The sequence below is a fragment of the Kitasatospora sp. NPDC096147 genome, from assembly GCF_044763225.1.
Lineage (GTDB): Bacteria > Actinomycetota > Actinomycetes > Streptomycetales > Streptomycetaceae > Kitasatospora.
In genome coordinates this window covers 756,061-779,854 of record NZ_JBIWFX010000004.1, presented here as the reverse complement: position 1 = coordinate 779,854, position 23,794 = coordinate 756,061, and the positions used below count along the sequence as shown (strand labels likewise).

General features: G+C 73.5%; 20 protein-coding genes, 7 tRNA genes and 1 pseudogene. 12 read left to right on the top strand and 16 right to left on the bottom strand.

The window, feature by feature from the left end; genetic code table 11:
• Window positions 1–216: 216 nt before the first annotated feature.
• The 5 genes from ACIRBX_RS17625 to pgsA are packed head-to-tail and all read right to left on the bottom strand — an operon-like array spanning window position 217 to window position 3,867.
• Window positions 217–717 (bottom strand): hypothetical protein, encoded by a 501-nt coding sequence (locus tag ACIRBX_RS17625; RefSeq protein ID WP_402297652.1) that lies wholly within the window; start codon window positions 715–717, stop codon window positions 217–219.
• Window positions 718–773: 56 nt separating this feature from the next.
• On the bottom strand, window positions 774–1,124 hold the full coding sequence (locus ACIRBX_RS17620) for a 5-carboxymethyl-2-hydroxymuconate Delta-isomerase (RefSeq protein ID WP_402297599.1): 351 nt from the start codon (window positions 1,122–1,124) through the stop codon (window positions 774–776).
• A gap of 24 nt (window positions 1,125–1,148) precedes the next feature.
• Window positions 1,149–2,321, bottom strand: a complete 1,173-nt coding sequence (locus tag ACIRBX_RS17615; RefSeq protein WP_402297597.1) for a glycosyltransferase family 4 protein — start codon at window positions 2,319–2,321, stop codon at window positions 1,149–1,151.
• Window positions 2,318–3,223, bottom strand: coding sequence for a phosphatidylinositol mannoside acyltransferase (locus tag ACIRBX_RS17610; RefSeq protein ID WP_402297595.1), 906 nt, complete (start codon window positions 3,221–3,223; stop codon window positions 2,318–2,320). The genes ACIRBX_RS17615 and ACIRBX_RS17610 overlap by 4 nt, the downstream gene beginning before the upstream one ends.
• Window positions 3,220–3,867, bottom strand: a complete 648-nt coding sequence (gene pgsA, locus ACIRBX_RS17605; RefSeq protein WP_402297593.1) for a phosphatidylinositol phosphate synthase — start codon at window positions 3,865–3,867, stop codon at window positions 3,220–3,222. Before pgsA ends, ACIRBX_RS17610 begins: the two co-directional genes overlap by 4 nt.
• A gap of 203 nt (window positions 3,868–4,070) precedes the next feature.
• On the opposite strand from pgsA, the gene ACIRBX_RS17600 reads away from it, so the two are divergent.
• Window positions 4,071–6,056 carry an elongation factor G gene (locus ACIRBX_RS17600; protein ID WP_402297591.1) on the top strand — a complete coding sequence of 662 codons (1,986 nt, stop codon included), beginning with the start codon at window positions 4,071–4,073 and terminating at the stop codon, window positions 6,054–6,056.
• Between the two features lie 415 nt (window positions 6,057–6,471).
• Here the strand turns inward: ACIRBX_RS17600 and ACIRBX_RS17595 are convergent, their stop codons facing one another.
• Window positions 6,472–6,909, bottom strand: coding sequence for a thiol-disulfide oxidoreductase DCC family protein (locus ACIRBX_RS17595; RefSeq protein ID WP_402297589.1), 438 nt, complete (start codon window positions 6,907–6,909; stop codon window positions 6,472–6,474).
• 173 nt (window positions 6,910–7,082) lie between these two features.
• Between ACIRBX_RS17595 and ACIRBX_RS17590 the strand changes: the two genes are divergently transcribed.
• Window positions 7,083–8,726: a hypothetical protein gene (locus tag ACIRBX_RS17590; protein WP_402297587.1), complete on the top strand. Its 1,644-nt coding sequence runs from the start codon at window positions 7,083–7,085 to the stop codon at window positions 8,724–8,726.
• A 67-nt stretch (window positions 8,727–8,793) separates the two neighbouring features.
• Here the strand turns inward: ACIRBX_RS17590 and ACIRBX_RS17585 are convergent, their stop codons facing one another.
• Entirely contained in the window at window positions 8,794–9,354 is a 561-nt protein-coding gene (locus tag ACIRBX_RS17585; RefSeq protein WP_402297586.1) for an HIT family protein, read from the bottom strand.
• A 76-nt stretch (window positions 9,355–9,430) separates the two neighbouring features.
• Window positions 9,431–11,410, bottom strand: a complete 1,980-nt coding sequence (thrS, locus tag ACIRBX_RS17580; RefSeq protein WP_402297584.1) for a threonine--tRNA ligase — start codon at window positions 11,408–11,410, stop codon at window positions 9,431–9,433.
• A gap of 243 nt (window positions 11,411–11,653) precedes the next feature.
• On the opposite strand from thrS, the gene ACIRBX_RS17575 reads away from it, so the two are divergent.
• A complete protein-coding gene (locus tag ACIRBX_RS17575) occupies window positions 11,654–12,427 on the top strand; it encodes a 3'-5' exonuclease (protein WP_402297582.1) in 774 nt (257 codons plus the stop codon).
• A 63-nt stretch (window positions 12,428–12,490) separates the two neighbouring features.
• On the opposite strand, the gene ACIRBX_RS17570 is transcribed toward ACIRBX_RS17575, so the two are convergent.
• From ACIRBX_RS17570 to ACIRBX_RS17560, 3 genes are all read right to left on the bottom strand, one after another.
• Window positions 12,491–12,562: transfer RNA gene (locus ACIRBX_RS17570), tRNA-Val, on the bottom strand.
• Window positions 12,563–12,753: 191 nt separating this feature from the next.
• A tRNA-Val gene (locus tag ACIRBX_RS17565) sits at window positions 12,754–12,825 on the bottom strand.
• Between the two features lie 96 nt (window positions 12,826–12,921).
• A complete protein-coding gene (locus ACIRBX_RS17560) occupies window positions 12,922–13,374 on the bottom strand; it encodes a TIGR02611 family protein (RefSeq protein ID WP_402297581.1) in 453 nt (150 codons plus the stop codon).
• Between the two features lie 195 nt (window positions 13,375–13,569).
• On the opposite strand from ACIRBX_RS17560, the gene ACIRBX_RS17555 reads away from it, so the two are divergent.
• The 3 genes from ACIRBX_RS17555 to ACIRBX_RS17545 all read left to right on the top strand — a co-directional run bounded on the left by ACIRBX_RS17555 (window position 13,570) and on the right by ACIRBX_RS17545 (window position 15,425).
• The gene (locus ACIRBX_RS17555; protein ID WP_030056266.1) at window positions 13,570–13,983 is read left to right on the top strand and encodes an SsgA family sporulation/cell division regulator; all 414 of its coding nucleotides are present in this window, start codon (window positions 13,570–13,572) and stop codon (window positions 13,981–13,983) included.
• A 234-nt stretch (window positions 13,984–14,217) separates the two neighbouring features.
• Window positions 14,218–14,787: a CGNR zinc finger domain-containing protein gene (locus tag ACIRBX_RS17550; protein ID WP_402297580.1), complete on the top strand. Its 570-nt coding sequence runs from the start codon at window positions 14,218–14,220 to the stop codon at window positions 14,785–14,787.
• A gap of 128 nt (window positions 14,788–14,915) precedes the next feature.
• Window positions 14,916–15,425, top strand: a complete 510-nt coding sequence (locus ACIRBX_RS17545) for a DsbA family protein (protein ID WP_402297579.1) — start codon at window positions 14,916–14,918, stop codon at window positions 15,423–15,425.
• A 23-nt stretch (window positions 15,426–15,448) separates the two neighbouring features.
• Here ACIRBX_RS17545 and ACIRBX_RS17540 read toward each other — a convergent pair whose 3' ends face one another.
• From ACIRBX_RS17540 to ACIRBX_RS17530, 3 genes are read right to left on the bottom strand one after another with little or no spacing between them, the layout of a single operon-like run.
• On the bottom strand, window positions 15,449–16,291 hold the full coding sequence (locus ACIRBX_RS17540; RefSeq protein WP_402297578.1) for a GNAT family N-acetyltransferase: 843 nt from the start codon (window positions 16,289–16,291) through the stop codon (window positions 15,449–15,451).
• Between the two features lie 46 nt (window positions 16,292–16,337).
• On the bottom strand, window positions 16,338–17,156 hold the full coding sequence (locus ACIRBX_RS17535) for an aminotransferase class IV (RefSeq protein ID WP_402297651.1): 819 nt from the start codon (window positions 17,154–17,156) through the stop codon (window positions 16,338–16,340).
• A 6-nt stretch (window positions 17,157–17,162) separates the two neighbouring features.
• Entirely contained in the window at window positions 17,163–18,185 is a 1,023-nt protein-coding gene (locus tag ACIRBX_RS17530; RefSeq protein WP_402297576.1) for a chorismate-binding protein, read from the bottom strand.
• A 291-nt stretch (window positions 18,186–18,476) separates the two neighbouring features.
• Here ACIRBX_RS17530 and ACIRBX_RS17525 point away from each other — a divergent pair.
• The 5 genes from ACIRBX_RS17525 to ACIRBX_RS17505 all read left to right on the top strand — a co-directional run bounded on the left by ACIRBX_RS17525 (window position 18,477) and on the right by ACIRBX_RS17505 (window position 18,956).
• Window positions 18,477–18,549 (top strand) — tRNA-Gly (locus tag ACIRBX_RS17525).
• Between the two features lie 39 nt (window positions 18,550–18,588).
• Window positions 18,589–18,662, top strand: a tRNA-Cys gene (locus ACIRBX_RS17520).
• Window positions 18,663–18,695: 33 nt separating this feature from the next.
• Window positions 18,696–18,767 (top strand) — tRNA-Val (locus ACIRBX_RS17515).
• Window positions 18,768–18,788: 21 nt separating this feature from the next.
• Window positions 18,789–18,860: transfer RNA gene (locus tag ACIRBX_RS17510), tRNA-Val, on the top strand.
• 21 nt (window positions 18,861–18,881) lie between these two features.
• Window positions 18,882–18,956: transfer RNA gene (locus ACIRBX_RS17505), tRNA-Val, on the top strand.
• 255 nt (window positions 18,957–19,211) lie between these two features.
• On the opposite strand, the gene ACIRBX_RS17500 is transcribed toward ACIRBX_RS17505, so the two are convergent.
• Window positions 19,212–19,415: a hypothetical protein gene (locus tag ACIRBX_RS17500; protein WP_402297575.1), complete on the bottom strand. Its 204-nt coding sequence runs from the start codon at window positions 19,413–19,415 to the stop codon at window positions 19,212–19,214.
• A 486-nt stretch (window positions 19,416–19,901) separates the two neighbouring features.
• Here ACIRBX_RS17500 and ACIRBX_RS17495 point away from each other — a divergent pair.
• Window positions 19,902–21,269 (top strand): annotated as a pseudogene (locus tag ACIRBX_RS17495) (serine/threonine-protein kinase); the annotation flags it as partial.
• An 802-nt stretch (window positions 21,270–22,071) separates the two neighbouring features.
• Here ACIRBX_RS17495 and ACIRBX_RS17490 read toward each other — a convergent pair.
• Window positions 22,072–23,730: an ABC-F family ATP-binding cassette domain-containing protein gene (locus ACIRBX_RS17490; protein WP_402297574.1), complete on the bottom strand. Its 1,659-nt coding sequence runs from the start codon at window positions 23,728–23,730 to the stop codon at window positions 22,072–22,074.
• Window positions 23,731–23,794: the final 64 nt, after the last annotated feature.

The following is a 23,794-nucleotide window of genomic DNA, read 5'->3' as shown; positions in this document are numbered from 1 at the left end:
GCCCTTGAGCTGCTCGGCCATGCCGCGCTTCACGCGGGCGGTGCCGATCTGCGGCTGGTCAGCGGTGATGGGGGTGGTGGACACGTGTGACCTCACTCGAAGATGTACCAGTGCTATCGCCCTATCGTAGGCCCGAACCGGGTGGGGGCCATGCACCACCAAGGCAAGAACGGCCTGATGCTTACGACAAAGCGGCTCGTGACGGACATCCGGACGTCAGGCCGGTGCACCTTCGGGAGTGAGCGCGGCCGGCGGCTCGTCGTCCATCTCGAAGGCCAGCGGGAAGGGCGCCCGCCCGGCCAGCCGGAAGTACCGGACCAGGCGGTGCTCGCGCACCGCGCGGGCCGCCCGGACCGCGTCGTTGTGGAAGCGCCGGGCCATCGGCACCCGGCGGGCGGCGGCCGTCAGGTCCTTCAGTGCCTCCGCCCCGCCGGGCGCACCGGCCAGCGCGGTCAGCTGCTCCGGCTCGGCGAAGACCGCCCGCAGTGCCAGGCTGAGCTCGCTCTCGGCCACCTCGCGGTGGTCGTCCTCGGCCTGCCGGGCCGCGTGCGCCGCCTCCAGCAGCAGGATCGAGGCCGCCGGGTCGAGCAGCGAGGAGGTGGCCAGCTCCACCGCCACCGAGGAGCGGCGCAGCAGCTGCGCGTCCAGCGAGGCGCGCGCCGCGTCGATCCGGGCGTGCAGCCGGTCCAGCCGCCCCGCCGTCCAACTCAGGTACATGCCGAACAGCACGACCGCCACGGCGGCCCAGATCCAGTTGCTCACGGGCAGGTACGCTACCGCGCCGGGTGGTGCTCGAAGCGGTAGGTGTCCCGGTCGAGTTCGGTGACCTGCACGCCGAACGCGGCCGGCACGGTGACGTACGCCCGGAGCAGGTCCAGCACCCGGCGGGTCAGCTCGGCCCGCTTCCCGACGTCCCGGCCGGCCAGGATCTTGACCTCCACCAGCACCAGGGCCTCCCCTGACCCGCCGTCACCGACCAGCACCAGCTCGGCCGGGCGGCGCACGGTCTTGCAGGCGGCCACCTCGGCGCCTATCACCTCCGGGACCACCCGGTGCAGCATCTCGGTCAGGCTCGGCCAGTCCACGTCCAGCCCGGCCGTGTGGTCGATCAGGACCTGCGGCATGTCACTCCCCCACCTGTCGTTCCGTCAGTCCCGGGCCAGGCCGAGGCGCTCGCGCCAGCCGCCCCGGGTGTCCTCGGCCACCTGCGGCATGCCGGAGGTGACCGTCTCGTAGACCGCGAGGATGTCGGCCCCCACGGTCTCCCAGTCGAAGCGCCGCACATGCCGCGAGGCCGCCTCGCGCAGCTCGGCCAGCCGCTCCGGTGAGGCCAGCAGCCGCACCGCCGCGTCGGCCAGCGCCGCCGCGTTCTCCACCGGGAAGAGCTCCCCGGCCCCGCCGCCGTCCAGCACCTGCTTGAAGGCGTCCAGGTCGGAGGCGAGCACCGGCGCGGCGGCCGACATCGCCTCGACCAGGATGATGCCGAAGCTCTCGCCCCCCGTGTTGGGCGCCACGTACAGGTCCACGCTGCGCAGCAGCCGGGCCTTCTCCTCGTCGCTGACCATGCCGAGGAACTCCACGTGCCGGCGCACCTCGGGGGTGAGGCCGGCCGCGGCCTCCTCCTCGTCGCCCTTGCCGGCCACCAGCAGCCGCACGCCCGGGCGCTCGGCCAGGATCTTCGGCAGGGCGGCCAGCAGGGTGGGCAGGCCCTTGCGGGGCTCGTTGATCCGGCCGATGAAGCCGATGGTCGGCGCGGCCACCGTGCCGGTCCAGCGCGGGTCCGGCTCGGCGCCGGCGAAGAAGCCGACGTCCACCCCGTTCGGGATCACCACCGCGTCGCCGCCCAGGTGCTCGACCAGGGTGCGGCGGGCGTACTCGCTGACCGCGATCCGGGCGCTCATCTTCTCCAGGCCCGGCTGCAGGATCGGCGAGGCCGCGATCATCGCCCGGGAGCGCGGGTTGGAGGTGTGGAAGGTGCCGACCATCGGCCCGGACGCGGACCAGGCGGCCAGCATCGACAGGCTCGGCGAGGCCGGCTCGTGCACGTGCAGGATGTCGAAGTGGCCGTCGTTCAGCCAGCGCCGGACCCGGGCCGCCGACAGGATGCCGAAGCTCAGCCGGGCCACCGAGCCGTTGTACGGCACGGCGACCGCCCGGCCGGCCGAGACCACGTACGGCGGCAGCGCCGACTCGTCCTCGGCCGGGGCCAGCACCGAGACCTGGTGGCCGAGGCCGATCAGGTGCTCGGCCAGGTCGCGGATGTGGAACTGCACCCCGCCGGGCACGTCCCAGTCATACGGGCAGACGATCCCGATCCTCACGCCCGCGCCTCCAGGTCGGCCAGCCAGAACCGCTGCAGCATGTGCCAGTCCTCCGGGTGCTCGCGGATGCCCTCGGCCCAGACGTCCGCCATCGCCTGGGTCATCGCCGAGGTCCTCTCCTTCTGGTCGCCCTCGGCCGCCGGGACGACCTCCGGGTGGATCTCGCCCCGCATCACCGGGCCGTCGTACCAGAGCGTCACCGGGAACAGCGCGGCCCCGGTACGCAGGGCCAGCGCGGCCGGACCGGCCGGCATCCTGGTGGTCTCGCCGAAGAAGTCCACCGGCAGGCCCGCCTCGGAGAGGTCGCGGTCACCGACCAGGCAGATCAGCTTCCCCGAGCGCAGCCGCCGGGCCAGCGTCCCGATCACCGAGACCGAGGCGCCCGTCAGCGGCAGCACCTCCATGCCGAGCCCCTCGCGGTAGGCCACGAAGCGGTCGAACAGCGACTCCGGCTTCAGCCGCTCGGCCACCGTGGTGAACGGGTGCCCGGCGACGGCGGCCACCCAGGCCCCGGCCAGGTCCCAGTTGGCCATGTGCGGCAGCGCCACCACGGCGCCGCGCCCGGAGGCCAGCGCCTCGTCCAGCCGCTCCAGGCCCTTGACCTGGCACTGCTCCGCCAGCTGGGCCCGGCTGTACACCGAGAGCCGGAACGACTCCTTCCAGTACCGCAGGTAGGAGCGCATGCCGGCCCGGGACAGCGCCCGGATGCCGGCCTCGTCCAGCTCGGGCCGGACCCGGCGCAGATTGGCCTCCAGTCGCAGCACGCCCTTGCCCCGGCGGCGCCAGGTGAAGTCCGCGAGCTGGTCGAACAGGCCGCGCGCCACCGGCTCGGGCAGGTGCTTGAGCGCCGCCCAACCCAGCGCGTACGCCCCGTCGGTGAGCCGTTCCTTCACACCCGTCACGCCTTCGCCTCCGCCGCGTCCGCCTCGCGGGACTCCCGACGCACCGTCAGCATCCGCTGGAACACCGTCACCAGGCTCCCCACGGCCACCACCCAGAGCGCGGTCGGCAGCAGCCACTCCAGGTACGGCACCCCGAAGGTGCCCAGCCCGGTCACCCCGGCCGCGACCAGTGTGATCACCAGCCGCTCGGCCCGCTCCACCAGCCCGTTGACGTTCACCGGGAAGCCCAGGCTCTCGCCGCGCGCCTTGGTGTACGAGACCACCTGACCGCTCGCCAGGCAGAAGACGGCCACCGCGCAGAGCGCGTTGCTGTCCCCCTGCCCGGAGTACCAGAGCGCCAGCCCGCCGAAGATCGCCGCGTCGGCGACCCGGTCCAGGGTGGAGTCCAGGAAGGCGCCCCAGCGGCTGGAGGTGTTGGCCTGGCGGGCCATGTTCCCGTCCACCAGGTCGGAGAAGATGAAGAGGGTGATGGTGATGGTGCCCCAGAAGAACTCCCCGCGCGGGAAGAACACCAGCGCCCCGGCGACCGAACCGGCCGTCCCGACCAGCGTCACGGCGTCAGGGCTCACGCCCCAGCGGAGCAGCAGCGCGGCGAACGGCGTCAGGACACGTGTGAAGAAGGCACGTGCGTACTTGTTGAGCATGGCCTTCCGGACCGCCCCGATCTTCCGTAACCCGCCGCCGCCCGGTGGACGGCGGACGGCCGGGCGGATCGGCCCGCCCGGCCGGACAATGGTATCCACGCCGCTCGCACCCCTCGCCGCCCCACGCCCGCGAGCGCCATCCGGCCCAACGCGCGGCCACCCAGGGCATCCGACGGCACACCGACCGTGATCGAAGGTGCGCCATGACCGACCGGACCACCCCTCCCCCCGCACCGGTCGAAGATCCGTCCCGGCTGCGCAACGTCGTCCTGGTCGGCGCCGCCGGAGCCGGGAAGACCACCCTCGCCGAAGCCCTGGCCGTCACCGCCGGCGCCCTCACCCGGCCCGGCGGCGTCACCGCCGGCACCACCGCCTCGGACCACGAGGAGATCGAGCACCACCAGCAGCGCTCCGTCCAGCTCGCCCTGCTGCCGCTCCCCTGGCAGGGCCACAAGGTCAACCTGCTGGACACCCCCGGCTACGCCGACTTCGCCGGGAGCCGGCACGCCGCGATGCACGCCGCCGAGGCCGCCGTCCTGGTGGTGAACGCCACCGACGCCGTCGGCCCCACCGTGCTGGCGCTCTGGCGCGAGTGCCGGGCCGCCGGGCTGCCCACCGTCGTCGCGCTCACCCACGTGCACGGGCCGGAGGCCGTGACGGCCTGTCAGGAGGCGTTCGGCGACGGCCACCCCGACACCGTGCTGCCGCTGTACCAGCCGCGCTTCGCCGGCGGCCGGCTGACCGGCTCGGTCGACCTGCTCACCGGGCAGGCGTACGGCGAGGCGCCCGAGCCCGACCCGGCCGCCCGGGGCGCCCTGGTGGAGGCCATCGCGGGCGAGGACGACGAACTGCTGGAGCGCTGGGCGGCCGGCGAGCAGCTCGACCCGGCCTCGCTCACCGGAGCGCTGCGCCGCGAGGTCCGAGCCGACGCCGTCCACCCGCTGCTCTGCACCGCCGCCCCGCTGGGCGCCGCCGAACTCCTCGACCTGATCGTCACCGTGCTGCCCTCCCCCGTCGAGCGCGCCGACGACCGGCCCGCCTGCGACCCGGACGCCCCCGTCACCGCCCAGGTGATCCAGACCGGCGAGGACCAGTACGTCGGCCGGCTCAGCCTGGCCCGGATCTGGTCCGGCACCCTGCGGCCCGACACCACGCTCCACCTGCCTGACCGCCCCGACGAGCGCGTCACCGCCCTGACCAGCCCGTTCGGCGCCCGCCAGCGCCCCGTCCCGCACGCCCTGCCCGGCGACCTGGTCTGCCTGGCGAAGCTGGCCCGGGCCCGCACCGGCGACACCCTCGGCGGCACCGGCGGACAGCTCCCCGGCTGGCCGCAGCCCGAGGCCCTGCTCCCGGTCGCCGTCCAGGCCCACAGCAAGGCCGACGAGGACCGCCTGGCCCAGAGCCTGGCCCGGCTCACCGCCCAGGACCCGGCCCTGCGGGTCGAGCAGAACCCGGACACCCGCCAACTGGTGCTCTGGTGCACCGGAGAGGCCCACCAGGCCGTCGTCCTGCACCGGCTGCGCGAGCGCTACGGCGTGCACGTGGACACCGTCCCGTACCGGGTGGCCCTGCGCGAGACCTTCGCCACCAGCAGCAGCGGGCACGGCCGGCACGTCAAGCAGTCCGGCGGGCACGGGCAGTTCGCGGTCTGCGACCTGACGGTCGATCCGCTGCCGGGCGGGGAGGTCGAGTTCGTCGACCGGGTGGTCGGCGGCGCCGTGCCGCGCAACTTCGTCCCCTCGGTGGAGAAGGGCGTCCGGGCCCAGCTCGCCCACGGCCTGCGCGGCGACCACCCGGTGGTCGGCGTCCGGGTCACCCTCACCGACGGCAAGGCGCACTCCGTCGACTCCTCCGACGCCGCCTTCCAGACCGCCGCCGCACTCGCCCTCAAGGAGGCGGCGGCGCACGGCAGCGTGCAGCTGCTGGAGCCGGTGGACGAGGTACGGGTGCTGCTCCCCGACGAGTACCAGGGCGCCGTCCTCGGCGACCTCTCGGCCCGCCGCGGCCACGTCCTCGGCACCGAACCCGGCGGCCCCGGCCTCAGCCTGGTCCGCGCGGAGGTCCCCGAACTCGAACTCAGCCGCTACCCCGTGGAGCTCCGCTCCCTCTCCCACGGCACCGGCACCTTCTCCCGCAGCTACGTCCGCCACGCCCCGATGCCGCCGTCCCTGGCAGCGCAGTACGCCTGACCCCGGACCCCGCGGGCCGACCCCTGCGAGAGCCCGGCCCCCGCGAGCCGACCCGTGCAACGCGACGTACCGGCAGGGCAGGCGCCCAGGGGCGCGAGGAACTGCGCGCGGGGTAACGGCAGCACCTGCAACCGGCTGACGGCGGATCAGTTGCCGGTCAGCCGCCTACCGACCCGCGCCCCGCAGCGGAGCCGCACATCAGCAGGGCCCCGCGCCCACGCGGCGGAGCCCCCTTATCGGCAGAGCTCCCGCCCGACGACGCCACGTACCGGCAGGGCAGGCGCCCAGGGGCGCGAGGAACTGCGCGCGGGGGAACGGCAGCACGTGCAACCGGCTGACGGCGGTTCAGTTGCCGGTCGACCGCCTTCCGACGCGTGCAGTTCCCGGCACCCCTGGGGTGCTACTGAGCCTCGGGTCACCCCTGCGCCCCGCGCCGGGGCAGGGCGCAGGCCGGCGTCCCGCCGGGGAGGCTGTGGCGGTGGGCGGCGACCCAGCGGTAGGCCCAGGCGGCCAGGGGGCGGACCGGGGGGAGGGTCAGGACCGCTCCGGCGTAGGCCCAGGCGCCGCCGGACCGCATCAGGAGCCGGGCCACCGCCTGCGCCCCGCCGTACACCCGCCCGGCCGGCGTCACCCAGAGCACCTCCCGCTCGGCCCGCTCCCGGCTGACCAGTCCCCGGCCGCCCGCCAGGGCGTCGAGCGCCGCCAGGTCGGCGAACTGGAACGGCACCGACTCCCAGTTCGCCGCCGACAGGCTCGCCCTCGGGTAGCGCTCACCGAACTGCGCGCTGCTGCTGCAGAACGCGCAGTCCCCGTCGTAGACCAGCACCGGATCGACCGCCCGCGTCTCGCTCATGGCCCGATCCTGCCCCATCCGCCGCCCCGAGGATCGGTGCCGCTCGAAAGTGGGCACGATCACTGCACGCCCCGTCCGCACGACGGGAAGTGACGGCGGTTCAGACGATCAAGCACGCGGGGTGCCGGTCGCACGGTAACCTGCCGCTGACAAGGGGAGGAGGGGACGCCGCCGTGACCAAGCTGGACATGACCCCGGGCGCGCAGATACCCCGTACGGACGTCGGACCGCAGACCGCGGTCACCCAGCTGCTCTCCTCGGTGGCGTACCGGGACGGCAACGTCGAGAAGCTGGAGGCCCTGCCCGGCGTCACCGTCAAGAAGGGCAAGAACAGCCTGTTCCGCCCCAGCGTCGGCGAGGCGTACGCCAAGGCGGTCATCGCCCGTACCCTCGGCGCCGGACGGAACCCGCTGGTGCCCTCCTTCGGCACCGACACCCGGATGGTGGTCGAGCACTGCCTGGCCGCCGAGGACCTGCGCGACCAGCGGGACCGCAAGCTGCAGATCATCTCCGTGCTCACCGGCGTGCTGTTCCTGCCCGGCACGCTGATCTGGCTCGCGATCTTCTACGGCCGGGACTGGTCCCGCCGGAAGGCTCCGGCCAACCGACGGGGCCTCTACAACTCCCTGCTGATGTTCGTCGGCGCCGGGCTCGCCCTGCTGCTGGCGCTGATCCCCCCGGTGGCCGGCCCGTTCTCGCTCTACTTCCGGGTGATGATGCTGGCCCCGGTGCTCGGCTGGTACCTGGCCAAGCGGCTGGTGCTGCGCTCCACGGTGGAGCTGCGGGACCGCTGGGCCGGGCTGGTCGAGGGCAGCGCGCTGGCCGCCACGGTGCCCAAGGCGGTGCCCAAGGACGACCTGGACAAGAAGGCCGCCGACCTGCGCGCCTCCCTGGAGCGGCTGACGGCGGAGCAGGAGACCAACGTCCACCACTACGCCGGCGCCAAGGGCCTGCTCGGCGCGGGCGCGCGCTGGGGCGACTGGCAGGTGGTCGAGGAGCTGCGCCCGGCCGAGGGGCACGCCGACTTCCGGGCCTTCCACCCCTGGGACCTCAGCCGGAAGATCACCTCCAGGCTGGGCGGCCTGACGCAGAGCGAGGTCGGCGGTGGCGGCATGCCGCACATGGCCGTCCAGCAGTGGCTGGTGATCGACGGTTCGGAGGGCATGGACGAGATCGGCCGCCCGGGCGGACCGGACATGGACGGCTACCGGATGCGTGACTTCGCGCTCCAGACCATCGCCAACCGGCAGAGCCTGGGCACCGACAGCCGGCACCGCACCGTCGCCCAACTGGTGCTGCACAAGGGCCACTTGGTCACCACGGTGGTGATCGGCGTGACGGTGATGAGCAACACCCTGCGGGTCTCGGTCTCCGGCCACGCGCTCGGCCCGCTGAACGGGCTGTTCGGTGCCAAGCCCAAGCCGGAGGAGATCAAGGTCCCGAAGACCGGCAAGTTCTGGGAGGAGCGCACCGTCGTCCTCCCGCTGGTCACCGACGACGAGGTGGTCCGGCAGGCGGTCCGGGCGCCGCTCGTGGCGATCCCCGGTCTGCTGGCCTGGCTGGGCGGCGGCATCGGCCTGCCGGAGCCGTTCTCGTTCCGCAGCTCCTTCGCCGATCCGACCTGGACCAGCCGGTTCAAGTCCGACGACGCCGTGTTCAGCGCCGCCCCGGTGGTGAACGCGGTGCTGGCCGCCACCATCGAGTTCCTGGACGAGCACGACGTGGACTCCACCCGGCTGGCCAACCGGGGCGGCATCCTCAAGTCCGAGCTGCAGGGCGTCCGCCCGTTCAGGGCCGACCGCTACGACGCGGGCTGAGCCGCTCGCAGCCACCACGGAGGGGCGGTACCCGGATCCGACCGGGTACCGCCCCTCCGTCGTCGGGTCAGGCCTGCGGCCACACCTCGGCGAGGATCTTCCGGGTGTCGGCGAGCAGTTGGGGCAGCACCTTGGTGTGCCCGACCACCGGCATGAAGTTGGCGTCCCCGCCCCAGCGCGGCACCACGTGCTGGTGCAGGTGGGCGGCGATCCCGGCACCGGCCGCCGCGCCCTGGTTCATCCCGATGTTGAAGCCGTGCGCGCCGGAGGCGGTGCGCAGCGCCGTCATGGCCCGCTTGGTGTAGTCGGCCAGCTCGGCCGTCTCCTCGGCGTCCAGGTCGGTGTAGTCCGCCACGTGCCGGTACGGCACCACCATCAGGTGCCCGCCGTTGTACGGGTACAGGTTGAGCACCGCGAAGACCGCGCTGCCGCGGGCGATCACCAGCCCGTCCTCGTCGCTGAGCGAGGGGATCGAGCAGAACGGACAACCGTCGTCCGGCGCGGGCCCGGTGGGCTTGTTCTCTCCCTGGATGTACGCCATCCGATGAGGCGTCCACAGGCGCCGGAATCCATCCGGTTCGCCCACACCCCGCTGCAGTTCCGGCTCACTCGTCATGCTGATCAGCATATTCGCCGATGCGCCCGGGGAAAGCAGTCCGGGGCGGTCTCTCCGGAAGAGAGGCCGCCCCGGAGCACACGGACCGTCAGACCTGGACCCGGCTGCGGACCGCCTCGACGATCTCGGCGACCGCCTCGGCCACCGGCACGCCGTTCTTCTGCTCGCCGTTGCGGTAGCGGAAGGAGACCGCGCCGGCCTCGACGTCGTCGTTGCCCGCGATCAGCATGAACGGGACCTTGGACTTCTGGGCGGTGCGGATCTTCTTCTGCATCCGGTCGTCCGAGGCGTCCACCTCGACCCGGATGCCCTGCTTCTTCAGCTCGGCCGCGACCTCGCGCAGGTACGGGATGTGCTCGTCGGTGATCGGGATGCCGACCACGGTGACCGGGGCGAGCCACGGCGGCATGGCGCCGGCGTAGTGCTCCAGCAGCACCGCGAAGAAGCGCTCGATCGAGCCGAACAGGGCACGGTGGATCATCACCGGACGCTGGCGGTTGCCGTCCGAACCCTGGAACTCCAGCTCGAACCGCTGCGGCAGCTGGAAGTCGACCTGGATGGTGGACATCTGCCAGGTGCGGCCGATCGCGTCCCGGGCCTGCACCGAGATCTTCGGGCCGTAGAAGGCGGCGCCGGCCGGGTCGAGCACGAGCTCCAGGCCCTGCTTCTCGGCGGCGGCCCGCAGGGTCTCGGTGGCCTCCTCCCAGTCCTCGTCCGAGCCGATGAACTTCTCCGGGTCCTTGGTGGACAGCTCGAGGTAGAAGTCGTTCAGCCCGTAGTCGCGGAGCAGGTCGAGCACGAAGGTCAGCAGCGAGTCCAGCTCGTCGGCCATCTGCTCGCGGGTGCAGTAGATGTGCGCGTCGTCCTGGGTGAAGCCCCGGGCCCGGGTCAGGCCGTGCACCACGCCGGACTTCTCGTAGCGGTAGACGGTGCCGAACTCGAAGAGGCGCAGCGGCAGTTCGCGGTAGGAGCGACCGCGCGAGCGGTAGATCAGGTTGTGCATGGGGCAGTTCATCGGCTTCAGGTAGTAGTCGATGTCGCCGTCGAGCTTCATGGGCGGGTACATCCCGTCGGCGTACCAGTCGAGGTGACCGGAGAGCTCGAAGAGGGTGCCCTTGGTGGCGTGCGGGGAGTAGACGAACTCGTAGTCCGCCTCCTCGTGGCGCTTGCGCGAGTAGTCCTCCATCACCCGGCGCATGATGCCGCCCTTGGGGTGGAAGACGGCCAGGCCGGAGCCGATCTCCTCCGGGATGGAGAACAGGTCCAGCTCGGCGCCGAGCTTGCGGTGGTCGCGCTTGGCGGCCTCCTCGAGGAAGTCGAGGTGGGCCTTGAGCTCGTCCTTGGTCGGCCAGGCGGTGCCGTAGATGCGCTGGAGCATCGGGTTCTTCTCGCTGCCGCGCCAGTAGGCGGCCGCGTTGCGCATCAGCTTGAAGGCCGGGATGTGCCGGGTCGACGGCAGGTGCGGGCCGCGGCAGAGGTCGCCCCAGCAGAGGTCACCGGTCTTGGCGTCCACGTTGTCGTAGATGGTCAGCTCGGCGCCGCCCACCTCGACGTCGGCGCCCTCGCCGGCGGTCGCGGCCGAGCCCTTGAGCCCGATCAGCTCCAGCTTGTAGGGCTCCCCGGCCAGCTCCTCGGTGGCTGCCTCGTCGGTGACCACCCGGCGGGAGAACTTCTGCCCGCGCTTGATGATCTCCTGCATCTTCTTCTCGACGGCCTTGAGGTCGTCGGGGGTGAACGGCTTCTCGACGTCGAAGTCGTAGTAGAAGCCGTCCTTGACCGGCGGGCCGATGCCGAGCTTGGCCTCCGGGAAGAGCTGCTGCACGGCCTGCGCCATCACGTGCGCGGTGGAGTGCCGCAGGATGTCCAGGCCGTCCTTGCTGGAGATGACGACGGGCTCGACCTCGTCGCCCTCCTGCACCTGGTAGGCCAGGTCCTTGAGCGCGCCGGCCACCCGGGCGGCGATCACGGCACGGTCGTCGGCGAACAGCTCGGCGGCCGTGGTGCCCGTGGTCACCACGCGCTCTTCCCGATCGGGTTCGCGGTTGATGATGATCCGGACGTCGGTCACCGGTCTCTCCTGACCTCTGTGTGCCGCAGCACGGTGCTGCGCGAGTCCGATGGTACCGAGATCACGAGCCGCACCGCGCACCGCTGCCCCCTTGCGACCACGGCGCCGGACGGGTGCGCGCCGCACGCTGGATTGAGGGGCCGTCAACTGCGGTATCAACAGGGCAGAACGCGGCCGTGCCCGGCGCGCCTCCGGTCCTCGGAGGCGCGCCGGGCGCCGCCCGGTGGGGATCGGGGGCTCGCCATGCCGAACGTCCTGCCCTGGTACCAGGGCCCGCTCGCCTCATTCGACACCGAGACCACCGGCGTGGACGTCGAGACCGACCGGATCGTCTCGGCCGCGCTGGTGCTCCAGACCGCTCCCGGTGCGCCGGTGCGCACCCTCTCCTGGCTGGCCGACCCGGGGGTCCCGATCCCCGAGGGCGCCCGGGCGGTGCACGGCATCACCGACCAGCGGGCCCGCGACTTCGGCCGCCCGCCCCGGGTGGTGGTCGCCGAGATCGCCCGCGCCCTGGCCGAACAGGCCCACCGGCACGTGCCGTTGGTGGTGATGAACGCCCCCTACGACCTCACCCTGCTCGACCGCGAGCTGCGCCGGCACCGGGCCAGCACGCTCGCCGCGAGCCTCGGGGCGAACGAACTGCTGGTGCTGGACCCCCGGGTGATGGACAAGTACGCCGACCGCTACCGCAAGGGCCGCCGCACCCTGACCGACCTGTGCGCGCACTACGGGGTCACGCTGACCGGCGCGCACGACGCGGCGGCCGACGCCACCGCCGCCCTGGAGCTGACCCGGACCCTGGGCGAGCGCTTCCCCGGGCCGCTCGGCTCGCTCACCCCCGCCGAGCTGCACCTGCGGCAGGTGGTCTGGCACGCGGCCCAGGCCCGGGGCCTGCAGGGCTGGTTCGACCGCTCCGGGGTGGCCGAGCAGGTGGACTTCTCCTGGCCGCTGCGCCCGGCCCGGTGCGCCTGCGGCGGCCGGCCCTACCCCGAGCACGACTGCACCGTCGCGGCCTGACGGCCCGTCAACGCCAGAGGCCCTGACCGGCGAACTGCCGGTCAGGGCCTCTGTGTTACTCGGTGGGCGATACTGGGATCGAACCAGTGACCCCTTCGGTGTGAACGAAGTGCTCTCCCGCTGAGCTAATCGCCCGGGCAACGAGATGAACAGTAGCACCTCCCGGGCGCGGCTGGCCAATTCCATCCGACGACCCCCGCCCGACGCTCCGCCACTTCCGGTACCGGCGAAGGGGACTGACGCCGAATCAGCTCCGCGGAACGGAACTCCCGGAAACGACGGAAGACCCCGGCCAATTAATTGGCCGGGGTCTTCCCGCATTCCGGTGGGCGATACTGGGATCGAACCAGTGACCCCTTCGGTGTGAACGAAGTGCTCTCCCGCTGAGCTAATCGCCCGGGTGCAGGGAAAACATTACCGCATCCCGAGGGGTGCTCCGGACACCCTCCCCGCTCCCCCGTCGACGTCGCCCCCGGGCCCGGCCGGGCCGCCGGTCAGCGGTTGATCTTCCACGGCATGGTCATCCCGTACTTCCACAGGTACAGCCCGCCCAGCCCGGCGATGATCACCAGGCCGACGGTGGTCAGGATGATGTTGCGCCGCCGGACCTTCGGGTCCAGCGCCTTCTGCGCCGCCTCGGTGACCTTGCGCTTGGTCCACCGCAGCACCAGCTGGGCCCAGACGAACTCGGTCGCCCAGATGCCCATGCCCAGGAAGATGACCACCCAGCCCGGCCCGGGCAGCGGCAGCATCACCACCCCGAGCGCGACCACCGCGAGGCCGACCAGGAAGACCGCCACCTGCCAGCTCAGGTGGAGCGGCCGGGAGCGGCGGATGAAGTGCGGAGCCTTGGAGCCGAGGCCGGCGTCGGCCTGCTCCTGCTCCGGCGTCTGCGCCGGAGCGTCCTCCGAGCGCTCGGGCCCGGGATTGTCGTTTCGTACAGCCATGCCGCGAAAACTACCGGAGCAGCCCCACGGTTCCCGGCCCGGACGGGCTCCGTAGCGATTCCGCAATGCGCCGGAAGGGGTACGACTCGGGCAGGAATCGGGACAGACGGGTTTACACCGGGCTTTCAGGTGGGATGGTCCGTTCGCCGACGTGCGATTCCCCGAGCGCACACTGAGCGAAAGGCCCTGGCGCTTATGAACACCACGGTCAGCTGCGAGCTGCACCTGCGCCTCATCGTGTCCAGCGAGTCCTCACTGCCCGTCCCCGCGGGCCTGCGCTACGACACTGCCGACCCCTATGCCGTCCACGCGACCTTCCACACGGGAGCCGACGAGACCGTGGAGTGGGTGTTCGCCCGCGACCTCCTCGCGGAGGGGCTGCACCGACCCACGGGCACCGGCGACGTCCGGGTGTGGCCCTCGCGCAGCCACGGTCAGGGGGTGGTCTGCATCGCCCTGAGTTCTCCGGAAGGAGAAGCCCTGCTGGAAGCCCCGGCACGAGCGCTCGAGTCGTTCCTCAAGCGCACCGACGCCGCCGTGCCACCCGGCACCGAACACCGTCACTTCGACCTCGACCGGGAGCTGTCCCACATCCTCGCCGAGAGCTGACCGCTCCGGCACGGGTAACGTCCCGCCACCGCGTCCGTCCTACTCGGGGGCACGGTCGCACTCTCCCCGCCCACCGGGCGGTCGTCAGGGCCGGGCCCCGGCACGCTCCCCAGTGGAGCGCGCCGGGGCCCTCGCCCTTCCCCGGTCCGGCCCGTGGTGACGGCCCGTGCCGGTAGAGTCGCGGGAACGACCGACGCGGGGCCCACGAAGCCCCCGCCGCGCGAGGAGCCTCACGTGCTGATCACCCATGACACCGAATGCGCGCTGGGCATTCTGGTCGAGCTGCTCAACACCTCGCCCGATGCCTGCGGCAGCGAGCAGCTCCCGGACCTGCCGGCCCTGCACTCGTTCGTGGCCCGCCGGGAGATCAGCGAGGTCGACTCGCTGACCCAGATCGACCTGACCGCCGTCCGGCGCCTGCGCGGCCGGCTGCGCGAGGTCTTCTCGGCCGGCTCCACCGAGGAGGCCGCCGAGCTGGTCAACGCGGTGGTCGCGGCGGCCGGCACCACGCCCCGGCTGGTCAACCACGACCACCACGGCTGGCACATCCACTACTTCGCCCCGCACGCCGCGATCGGCGACCACCTGGCGGCCGAGCTGGGCATGGCACTGGCCTTCATCGTGATGGCCGGCGAGCGCGAGCGGCTGCGCCGCTGCGAGGCGCCGGACTGCGCCCGGGTCTTCGTCGACCTCTCCCGCAACCGCTCCCGCCGCTACTGCGACAGCCGCACCTGCGGCAACCGCCTGCACGTGGCCGCCTACCGGGCCCGCCAGCGCTCGGCCGAGACGGTCGCCGCGAGCTGAGCCCCCGATCGGACGGGCCGCCCGGCGGTCCGCCGGGTGACCGGTCGGCCGGAGTGCCGGTGGAGCCCGGCCACAGAATCGGCCCCGGGCGGAAAGCGGCAGGCCGGAAGGGTGGAAGACTTGGGGGCATGACCGACGCACCCCTCCCCCGGCTCGAGTTCTGGGCCGATCTCCAGTGCCCCGACTGCCGCACCGCCCTGACCGACCTGCGCGCGCTGCGCGAGCAGTACGGCGAGGCGCTCACCCTCGAACTCCGGCACTTCCCGCTGGAGAAGAACAGGCACGCCTACACCGCCGCCCAGGCCGCCGAGGAGGCGCTCGCCCAGGGCCGGGGCTGGGAGTACACCGAGGCGCTGCTGGAGCGGTGCGAGGAGCTGGCCAAGGCCAAGAGCGGCGAGGCCTTCCTGGTCGCGCTGGCCGGCGAGCTCGGCCTGGACGCCGAGGAGATGGACGTGGCGCTGATCGACGGCCGCCACACCCTGGTGGTGGACGCCGACCAGGCCGAGGGCAAGGCGATCGGTGTCACCGGCACCCCGACCTACCTGATCGCCGGTCAGCGCCTGGACGGCGGCAAGAGCCAGGACGGCCTGCGCGAGCGGATCACCGCCATCCTGGACGCCGCCACCACCACCGCCTGACCGCCGCCCCGCAGGACAGCCGCTCAGAGCAGGCGCTTGCCCAGCACCCGCCGGGTCAGCCGGTAGCCGAGCGACTCGTAGAGCCGGATCGCCACCTCGTTGGAGCTGAACACGTTGAGCCCGAGGTCGGCCACCCCGGCGGCCAGGCACTCCCGCTCGGCGAGCCGCATCAGGGTCCGGCCGTGGCCGGCCCCCCGGTGCTCCCGGCCGACCTCCACGGTCATCACCCAGGCCAGCGGGGAGCCGTCCGGCAGCTGCTTCTGACGCAGCGTCAGCCAGAGGGTGCCCAGCACGGTGCCCTGCGCGTCCAGCAGTTCGCGCAGGGCCGTGCCGGGGGTGGCGTGGCCCTGGAGCAGCAGCTGCCGGTGGTCGGCGTCGGCCTTCTCCCGGGCCTGCTGCTCGGCCAGGCCCGAGCCGGTCAGGTGGGCGACGTAGCCCTCCTTCGCCTCGGCCAGCCAGGCGTCGAAGCGCTCCGCTCCGATCGGACGGACCGTCAGGCCGTCCGGGAGCTCCGGCGGGCGGCCGAGGCGCTTGGCCATGTTCCGCATCCGCTCGGTGTAGCCGAGCAGCCGGGCCAGGCCCAGGGCGGCCTCGTTCCCGGCCGGGACGGTGACGTCCGCCCGGTTGCAGCCCCAGCCCCGCAGCACCTCCTCGGCGGCCAGCGCGCCGACCGTGGCACGGCCCCGGCGGAGGCCCTCGGTGACCTCCAACTCCGAGATGGTGCCCCAGCGTTGCTCGCCGTAGGGGGTGGCGGTGGTGCGCAGCGAGCCGACCGGGCGGCCGTTCACACAGATCAGCCAGCGCCGGGTACGGCTGCCGTCCGGCCGGACGTCCTCGGGCTGCTCGGGGCGGAGGGTGGTGGTCATGGAAGGTCCCTTCCCCGCTCCGCCGCACCTGATCCGCCCGCGCGGATCACGGGTCGAGGTCGTCCGCCGCCCGCTCGGTGAACTGGGCCATCGCCTTGAGGGTGACCGGCCCGGGACCGGCGAGCTCGCGGTCGTCGATCCGGGTGACGGCCTGCACGTCGCGCAGGGTGGAGGTGAGGAAGACCTCCTCGGCCTCGGCCAGCACCTCGAACGGGAGGTCGGCCTCCTCGGCCCCGCTCCAGTCGACCACCAGCTGCCGGGTGATGCCGGCCAGGCAGCCGGAGGAGACCGGCGGGGTGAGCAGCCGGCCGCCGAGCACCACGAAGATGTTGGAGCCGGTGCCCTCGCAGAGCCGTCCGGCGGTGTTGGCGAAGATCGCCTCGGAGGCGCCGGCCCGGTGGGCGGCGGCCAGCGCGACCACGTTCTCCCCGTAGGAGGTGGTCTTCAGCCCGGTCAGCGCGCCGTGCTCGTTCCGCCGCCACGGGACGGTCTTCACAACGGTGGTGTCGGGGCGGGGCTTGGCGGTGCCGAGGGCGATCACCAGGGTGGGCGGGGCGTCCCCGCGCTCGGAGCCGAGCGGGGCCGTGCCGCCGGTGTAGGTGATCCGCAGTCGGCCGAGCTCCATCGGACTGGCCGCCAGCACCTGGCGGACACCCTCGCGGACCAGGGCGTGGTCCGGAGCGGCCAGGCCGAGCCCCTCGGCGGAGCGGCTGAGCCGGTCGAGGTGACGGGTGAGCGCGAAGGCCGTCCCGTCCACCGCCTTGGCGGTCTCGAACACTCCGTCGCCGACGGTCAGCCCGTGGTCGAGTACGGAGACGGTGGCGCTGCTCTCGTCGACCAGGCGGTCGTTGACCCAGATCATCAGGTGCCCCTAACTGGCTTGCTCGGTGCCCGAGGCTATCGCGACCAAGCGGCCGGCCTTGAGCTCCGTCTCGTCCCACTCGCGCTCCGGGTCGGAGCCCCAGGTGATGCCCGCACCGGTGCCGAAGTGCAGCAGCGGACGGCCAGGCTCGGCCCGGTCGATCCAGAACGTCCGGATGCCGACGGCGAGTTCGGCCTCACCCCGGTCGGCGTCCACCCAGCCGACCGCCCCGCAGTAGGGGCCGCGCGGAGCGGTCTCCAGCGCCTCGATGATCCGCAGCGCGCTGGACTTCGGGGCCCCGGTGACCGAGCCGGGCGGGAAGGTGGCGCCGAACAGCTCACCCCAGCCCGCGCCTTCGCGCAGCTCGCCCTCGACGGTGGAGACCAGGTGCACCAGGCCGGGGTGCTTCTCCACCACGCAGAGGTCCGGGACGGTGACGGTGCCGGTGGCGCAGACCCGGCCGAGGTCGTTGCGGACCAGGTCCACGATCATCACGTTCTCGGCGTGGTCCTTCTCCAGCAGGTCGTGCTCGGTCCGGCCGGTGCCCTTGATCGGCCCGGAGGAGACGGTGCGGCCGCGGCGGCGCAGGTAGAGCTCGGGCGAGGCGGTGGCGATCTCCACGCCGTGGCCGGGCAGCCGGATCGTTCCTGCGTACGGCGCCGGGTTCCCGTGGGCCAGCAGTCCGGTGAGGGCGTCGATGTCGCTGCGGTCCGGATCGGGCAGCGGCGCGGTCATCACCCGGCAGAGGTTGGCCTGGTAGACCTCGCCGGCCGCGATGTGCTCGCGGATCCGCCGGACCCCGGCGGTGTAGGCGGCCCGGTCCAGCGAGCTGCGCCAGCTGCCCGGGTCGGGCCCGAGCCAGCCCGCGGTGCCCGGCGGGGCCGGATCGGGGCGGACGGAGTCGAAGCGGGCGCAGGTGAGCCGCCCCTCGAAGTCGTAGGCCACCGCCCAGTACCCCTCACCCTCGAGGGCGGCCGGGTCGGAGGTGACGTCGCGCAGGCCGGTCGCCAGCCGGCCGCCGAACCTCGCCATGGGGGTCGGGCTGGTGTGGGGGGTGGTGCGGCCGGACACGGTGCTCCTGCGCGGTGAGGGTGGTGCGGGGGTGCTTCGAAGTGTAGGTCGGCGGGGGTCCCGGGCGTCGGGCGGCGAGGGTCGCCGGACTGGCCTGCGGAGCTGACGAGGTGCCAGCTCGGAGGGGCCTCCGGGGGCGCCCCGGCGGCACGCTGCGGGAACGGAATTTGAGCTGGCCCGGGAATCCGCTAAAGTTCAACACGTCGCCGGGAAACGGAGCCGCAACACAGCGGTGAGGGGCCCCGAGGACAGGCGGACGTAGCTCAGTTGGTAGAGCATCACCTTGCCAAGGTGAGGGTCGCGAGTTCGAATCTCGTCGTCCGCTCGACGGAGAACAGGGTAAGATCGTTCTTCGCAGTTGCCTGGTGGAGTGGCCGAGAGGCGAGGCAACGGCCTGCAAAGCCGTGTACACGGGTTCAAATCCCGTCTCCACCTCCATGAGGTCCCCCTGGTTCGCCAGGGGGCCTCCCCGCGCGATTAGCTCAGCGGGAGAGCACTACCTTGACACGGTAGGGGTCACTGGTTCAATCCCAGTATCGCGCACTTGCAGTACCGCCCCATCAGGCGCGATTAGCTCAGCGGGAGAGCACTACCTTGACACGGTAGGGGTCACTGGTTCAATCCCAGTATCGCGCACTTGCAGTACCGCCTCACCAGGCGCGATTAGCTCAGCGGGAGAGCACTACCTTGACACGGTAGGGGTCACTGGTTCAATCCCAGTATCGCGCACCAGACAGCCGAGGGCCGTGATCCGGACAGGATCACGGCCCTTCGCGTTGCCCGGAGTTGACGGTGCGTCGGCTCCGCCGGCACCGGTGCCGGCGGCCGGACGTGCGGCAGGGGCCGGGCCCGAGCCGCCCTCACCGACGACCCGTACCCGACCCCTGCTCCGTGCGCCGGAGTTGACGCCCGCACGACCCGCCCGCCCGTCCGCGTGCCCCTGGTCCTGCGTGCTCCGGCTGTGGCGCCTGCCCTCTCCCCAGAAGGTCAGCGCCCGATCAGTTCGGCGACGGCCCTGGTCTGGGTCGCCAGCTGGTCCCAGCCGCCGAAGAGCATCAGCAGGGCGATCGCGACCGGGAGCACCATGGCCACCGCCACCACCGGGTGCCGGGTGGCCTGCTCGGAGGAGCGGGTGGAAGCCGGGCGGAGCCCGAGGCGGCGACGGCCCGCCTCGTTGAGCTGGACGGCCATGGTGGGTGCTCCTGCCTTCTTCAAGTGGTCGCTGGTCTGCGTGGTCCTGCCGGTATGACGGTCGCGGTGGGCGGTTCACCTCGGGGGACGAGCCGGGCCGCCCACCGCTGACTCAAAGGTATGGCGCGGCGCCGCGCCGGACGTCATGCCCGCGTACCGTTCGCGAGGCCTCCCGGAGGATGACGCCCCTCCCCCTCAGGTACTACTGGAGGCGGAGGGCGCGGGGGCGTGATCCCGGAGGGAACCCTGAGGGCGACCCCGAGACCCCGGGCTCCGACGGCCCCGGTCGGGGTCGGTCGGGGCCGGTCGGGGCCGCCGACCTGCTGCGACCGGACCTTCCGGGGGAGATCGGACAATCCGACCGGCCTGGTGGTGTTGCGTATCAGCACACCGCAGCGCGGAGTCCGTAAGCTGTGCCGGAACGGGATTCTGACGGTGCCCCACCCGACGGGGTCTCAACCACCGGACTGACGGGAAGAACTGACGATGGCGATGATGCGGCTGAGGCGTGAGGACCCCCGCATCGTCGGCCCGTACCGTCTGCACCGCCGGCTCGGGGCCGGCGGGATGGGCGTGGTCTACCTCGGCTCGGACCGGAAGGGGCAGCGGGTCGCGCTCAAGCTGATCCGGGCCGAGCTGGCCGAGGACGCCGAGTTCCGCACCCGCTTCGCCCGGGAGATCGCCGCCGCCTCGAAGATCCGGGGCGGCTGCACCGCCCGGGTGGTCGGCTCCGACATCGAGGCGGACCGGCCCTGGCTGGCCACCGCGTACGTGCCCGGCCCGTCGCTGTACAAGCGGGTGGGCGAGGAGGGGCCGCTGCCCTGGACCGAGGCGGCCCGGATCGGGGCCGCGCTGGCCGACGGGCTGGTGAAGGTGCACGAGGCCGGGGTGGTGCACCGCGACCTCAAGCCCTCCAACATCCTGCTCTCGCCCAAGGGTCCGAGGATCATCGACTTCGGCATCGCCTGGTCGCGCGGCGCCTCCACCCTCACCCACGTCGGCACCGCCGTCGGGTCGCCCGGCTTCCTGGCACCCGAGCAGGTGCGCGGCGCGGCCGTCACGCCGGCCACCGACGTGTTCGCCTTCGGCGCCACGCTGGCCTACGCCCTGACCGGGGACTCACCGTTCGGCTCCGGCGCCTCCTCCGAGGTGATGCTCTACCGGGTGGTCCACGAGGAGCCCGATCTCACCGGCGTGCCACCGCAGTTGGCGCCGCTGGTACGGGCCTGCCTGGCCAAGGAGCCCGCCGAGCGGCCCGGCGCCGCCGCCCTGCACGAGCGCCTCACCGAGCTGGCCGCCCGGGGCGCGGCGGCCGGGGGCGGCCGGCGGGGTGCCGCCGCTCCCCCGCAGCCCGGCCGGGCCGCCCCGCAGCGGCCCCCGGTGCCGCCGCCTCCGGCCCGGCCCGCCGCCTACCCGCCCGGCACCCGCCAGCCGGCCACCCTGCCGCTGCCGCAGGGCGTCACCGCCGAGGCCCTGAGGGACCATCAGGACACCTACCAGGACGCACGGCGGAGCGGGAGTCACAGCACCTATCAGGACGACCGCCCTGGGGGCCGTCCGGACCGCCCTCAGGGCGGTCGTCCGGGCGGCTGGGAGGGAGAGCACCCGGGTGGGCGGACGGGTGGCACCCGGCCCGGGCCGACCCGGGAGCGGCCGACGCCGGCCGGGGGCCGACCGGTGCCGCCCGGGCCCCGGGGCGGTGCGCCCCGGCGAGACCGTCAGCACACTCCCGCCCCCGGCCGCCCGGGCGGGCCCGGAGAGGCGCGGCGACGGCTGCTCCGGCAGCGGCTGGTGGTCTTCGTGACCGTCACCCTCGGGGTGGCACTGGCCATCGCGGCGGCCCAGGGCTGCGAGAACCGTTCCGAGCAGGGCCTGCGGCCCGCGCACTCGCCGACCTCCCCCTCCGGCACGGCGGTCTCGGTCTCGATCGACGGGGCGCTGCCCTCCGCGCCGTTCGCGGCGGTGGCCCGAGGCGCCTCCGGGGACACCGGGCTGGCCACCGCGAACGGCGCGGTGCCCGCCGTCGACTGGGCCAACCGCAGCTACGCCGACCCGTCCGGCGGGGCGGCGATCCGCCTGCGGGACGGCCGTTCGGCGGCCGAGGGCGGCGGCGCCCAGGTCTCGCTGAGCTCGGTGGTGCCGGCCCGGTACCACGGTGCACCGGCCACCCTGGTGGTGCTCCGCCGGGCGGAGGGCTCGGCCCCGGCCGACCTGGTGCAGCTGTACGGCTTCAGCGCCGACACCCCCGTACTGCTCGCCTCCCGCACCTCGGTCGCCGACCCGCAGGCCACCGCGACCTGGCGGGTCGAGTCGGGCGCCCTGGTCCGGGAGGAGCGCGTCTCGGCGACGGGGGCCGGTTCGACGACCCGTTACACCGTCCGCGGGGACGGCCAGTTGGAGGAGTCCTGGCCCGGCTCCGGCATCACCGGCGGCCCGACCGGCCCCGCAGCCGCCGCTGCGGCCGGCGCTCCGCCGGCCGCCGTCACCCCGAGCACCACGCCCACCGGCAGCTGACGCCCTCGGGCGCAGCCCACCGGGGCGGCCCGATCGCGCCGGTGCGGTCGCGGTCGCGCGGGTGCGGTCGCGGTCGTGCGGGTCGCCGTCGCGCCGGTCGCGGTCATGTCCGGGGCCGCACGCATCCGCACCTGACGACCACTCACCCGCCGACCTGCCCACCGCCCGTGAGGTGGAGCCGCTCGCCCCCCAGGGTGCTGCGCAGGCGGCGGTCGTGGGTGGCGATGACCAGGGTGCCCGGGTAGTGCGTCAGGGCCTCCTCCAACTCCTCCACCAGGGCCGGGGCCAGGTGGTTGGTGGGCTCGTCCAGCAGGAGCAGGTCGGTGGGGGTGGTGAGCAGCCGGGCCAGGTCGAGGCGGCGGCGGTTGCCGATCGAGAGGTGGCGGAGCGGGGTGGTGAGGTCTGCCGGGCGGAAGAGACCGAGGCTGAGCAACCGGTCGGCGTGCGCGGCGGGTTCGCCGGGGCGGCCGGCCGCGTAGGCGTCGAGCAGGGTGCGGTCGTCGGTGACCGGCCCCGCGTACTGGCGGAGCAGCCCGGTCCGGGTCGGGCGGCGGACGGTGCCTGCGGTCGGGGTCAGTTCGCCGGCCAGCAGGTGGAGGAGGGTGGACTTGCCCGCGCCGTTGGGCCCGGTGACGAGCAGTCGGGCGCCCGGCTCCAGGCGGAGCAGGTCGAGGGCCAGCCGGCCCTCCACCCGGACGCCGGACAGCTCGACCGGCCCCGGGCTGCCGCCGTCCGCCGCGCGGGCGGCGAAGCGGAGCGGCTCCGGGGGCGGGGGCACCGGCCGTTCGGTGAGCCGGTGGAGCTGTTCGCGGGCGTTGCGGATCCGGCTCATCGAGCCGTGCGCCCGGGACCGGGCCCGGAAGGCGCCGGCGCCGCTGAACGCGGCCGGGGCCTTGCGCGGGACGGCGGCCAGCCGCACGGCTCCGGCCTCGGCGAGGGCGGTGTGGCGGGCCAGTTCGGCCTTCCACTCGCGGTGGTCGTGCACCCAGCGGGCCCGGGCCGCCGCCTTGGCGGCAAGGTAGCCCCGGTAGCCGTGGCCGTGCCGGTGCAGGGTGTGCCGGGCCTCGTCCACCTCCAGCACGGTGTCGGTGATCCGGGCCAGGAAGGTGCGGTCGTGGGTGGCGGTGACCACGGTGCCGGGGTGCGCCCGCAGGTGCTCCTCCAGCCAGCCGACGGCCTCGTCGTCCAGGTCGTTGGTCGGCTCGTCGAGCAGCAGGAGCTCAGGGGCACCGGCCAGCACGCCCGCCAGGGCCAGCCGGGACCGCTGGCCGCCAGAGAGGGTGCCGAGCGGGCGGGACGGGTCCAGCGGGGCCCGTTCGCCGAGCCGTCGCAGCACGGTGGCGACGGCGCGGTCGGCGGTCGGGCCGCCCCGGGCCTCCCAGGCGGCGAGCAGCTCGCCGTACCGCGCGAGCCCCTCGGGGCCGTCCTGAGGGAGGGTCAGTTCGGCCAGCCGGATGTCGGTTTCGAGGGCGCGCAGCCCCGCCAGTGCGAGGCCGACGGCCCGGCCGACGGTGGCGGTCGGCGGGAGGTCGAGGGTCTGGGCGAGGTGGCCGGTGCCGCCGGGGACGTCGACCCGGACGGTGCCGTTGTCGGGCTGCTCCAGACCGGCCAGCAGCCGGAGCAGGGTGGACTTGCCCGCGCCGTTCTCCCCCACCAGGCCGATCCGTTCGCCGGGCCGGACGGTGCAGGTGACGCGGTCGAGGACGAGGCGGTCACCGTAGTGCTTGGTGACCTCGGACAGGGTGATGCGGGTGTCTGCGGGCGCGGCAGTGCGCAAGCTGGATCCTTCGTTCGGCTTCATGCGAGACGGTCCGTCTCGTCTTGCAGAACTGTAGACCATCGATACCCACATGACAAGACGGCCC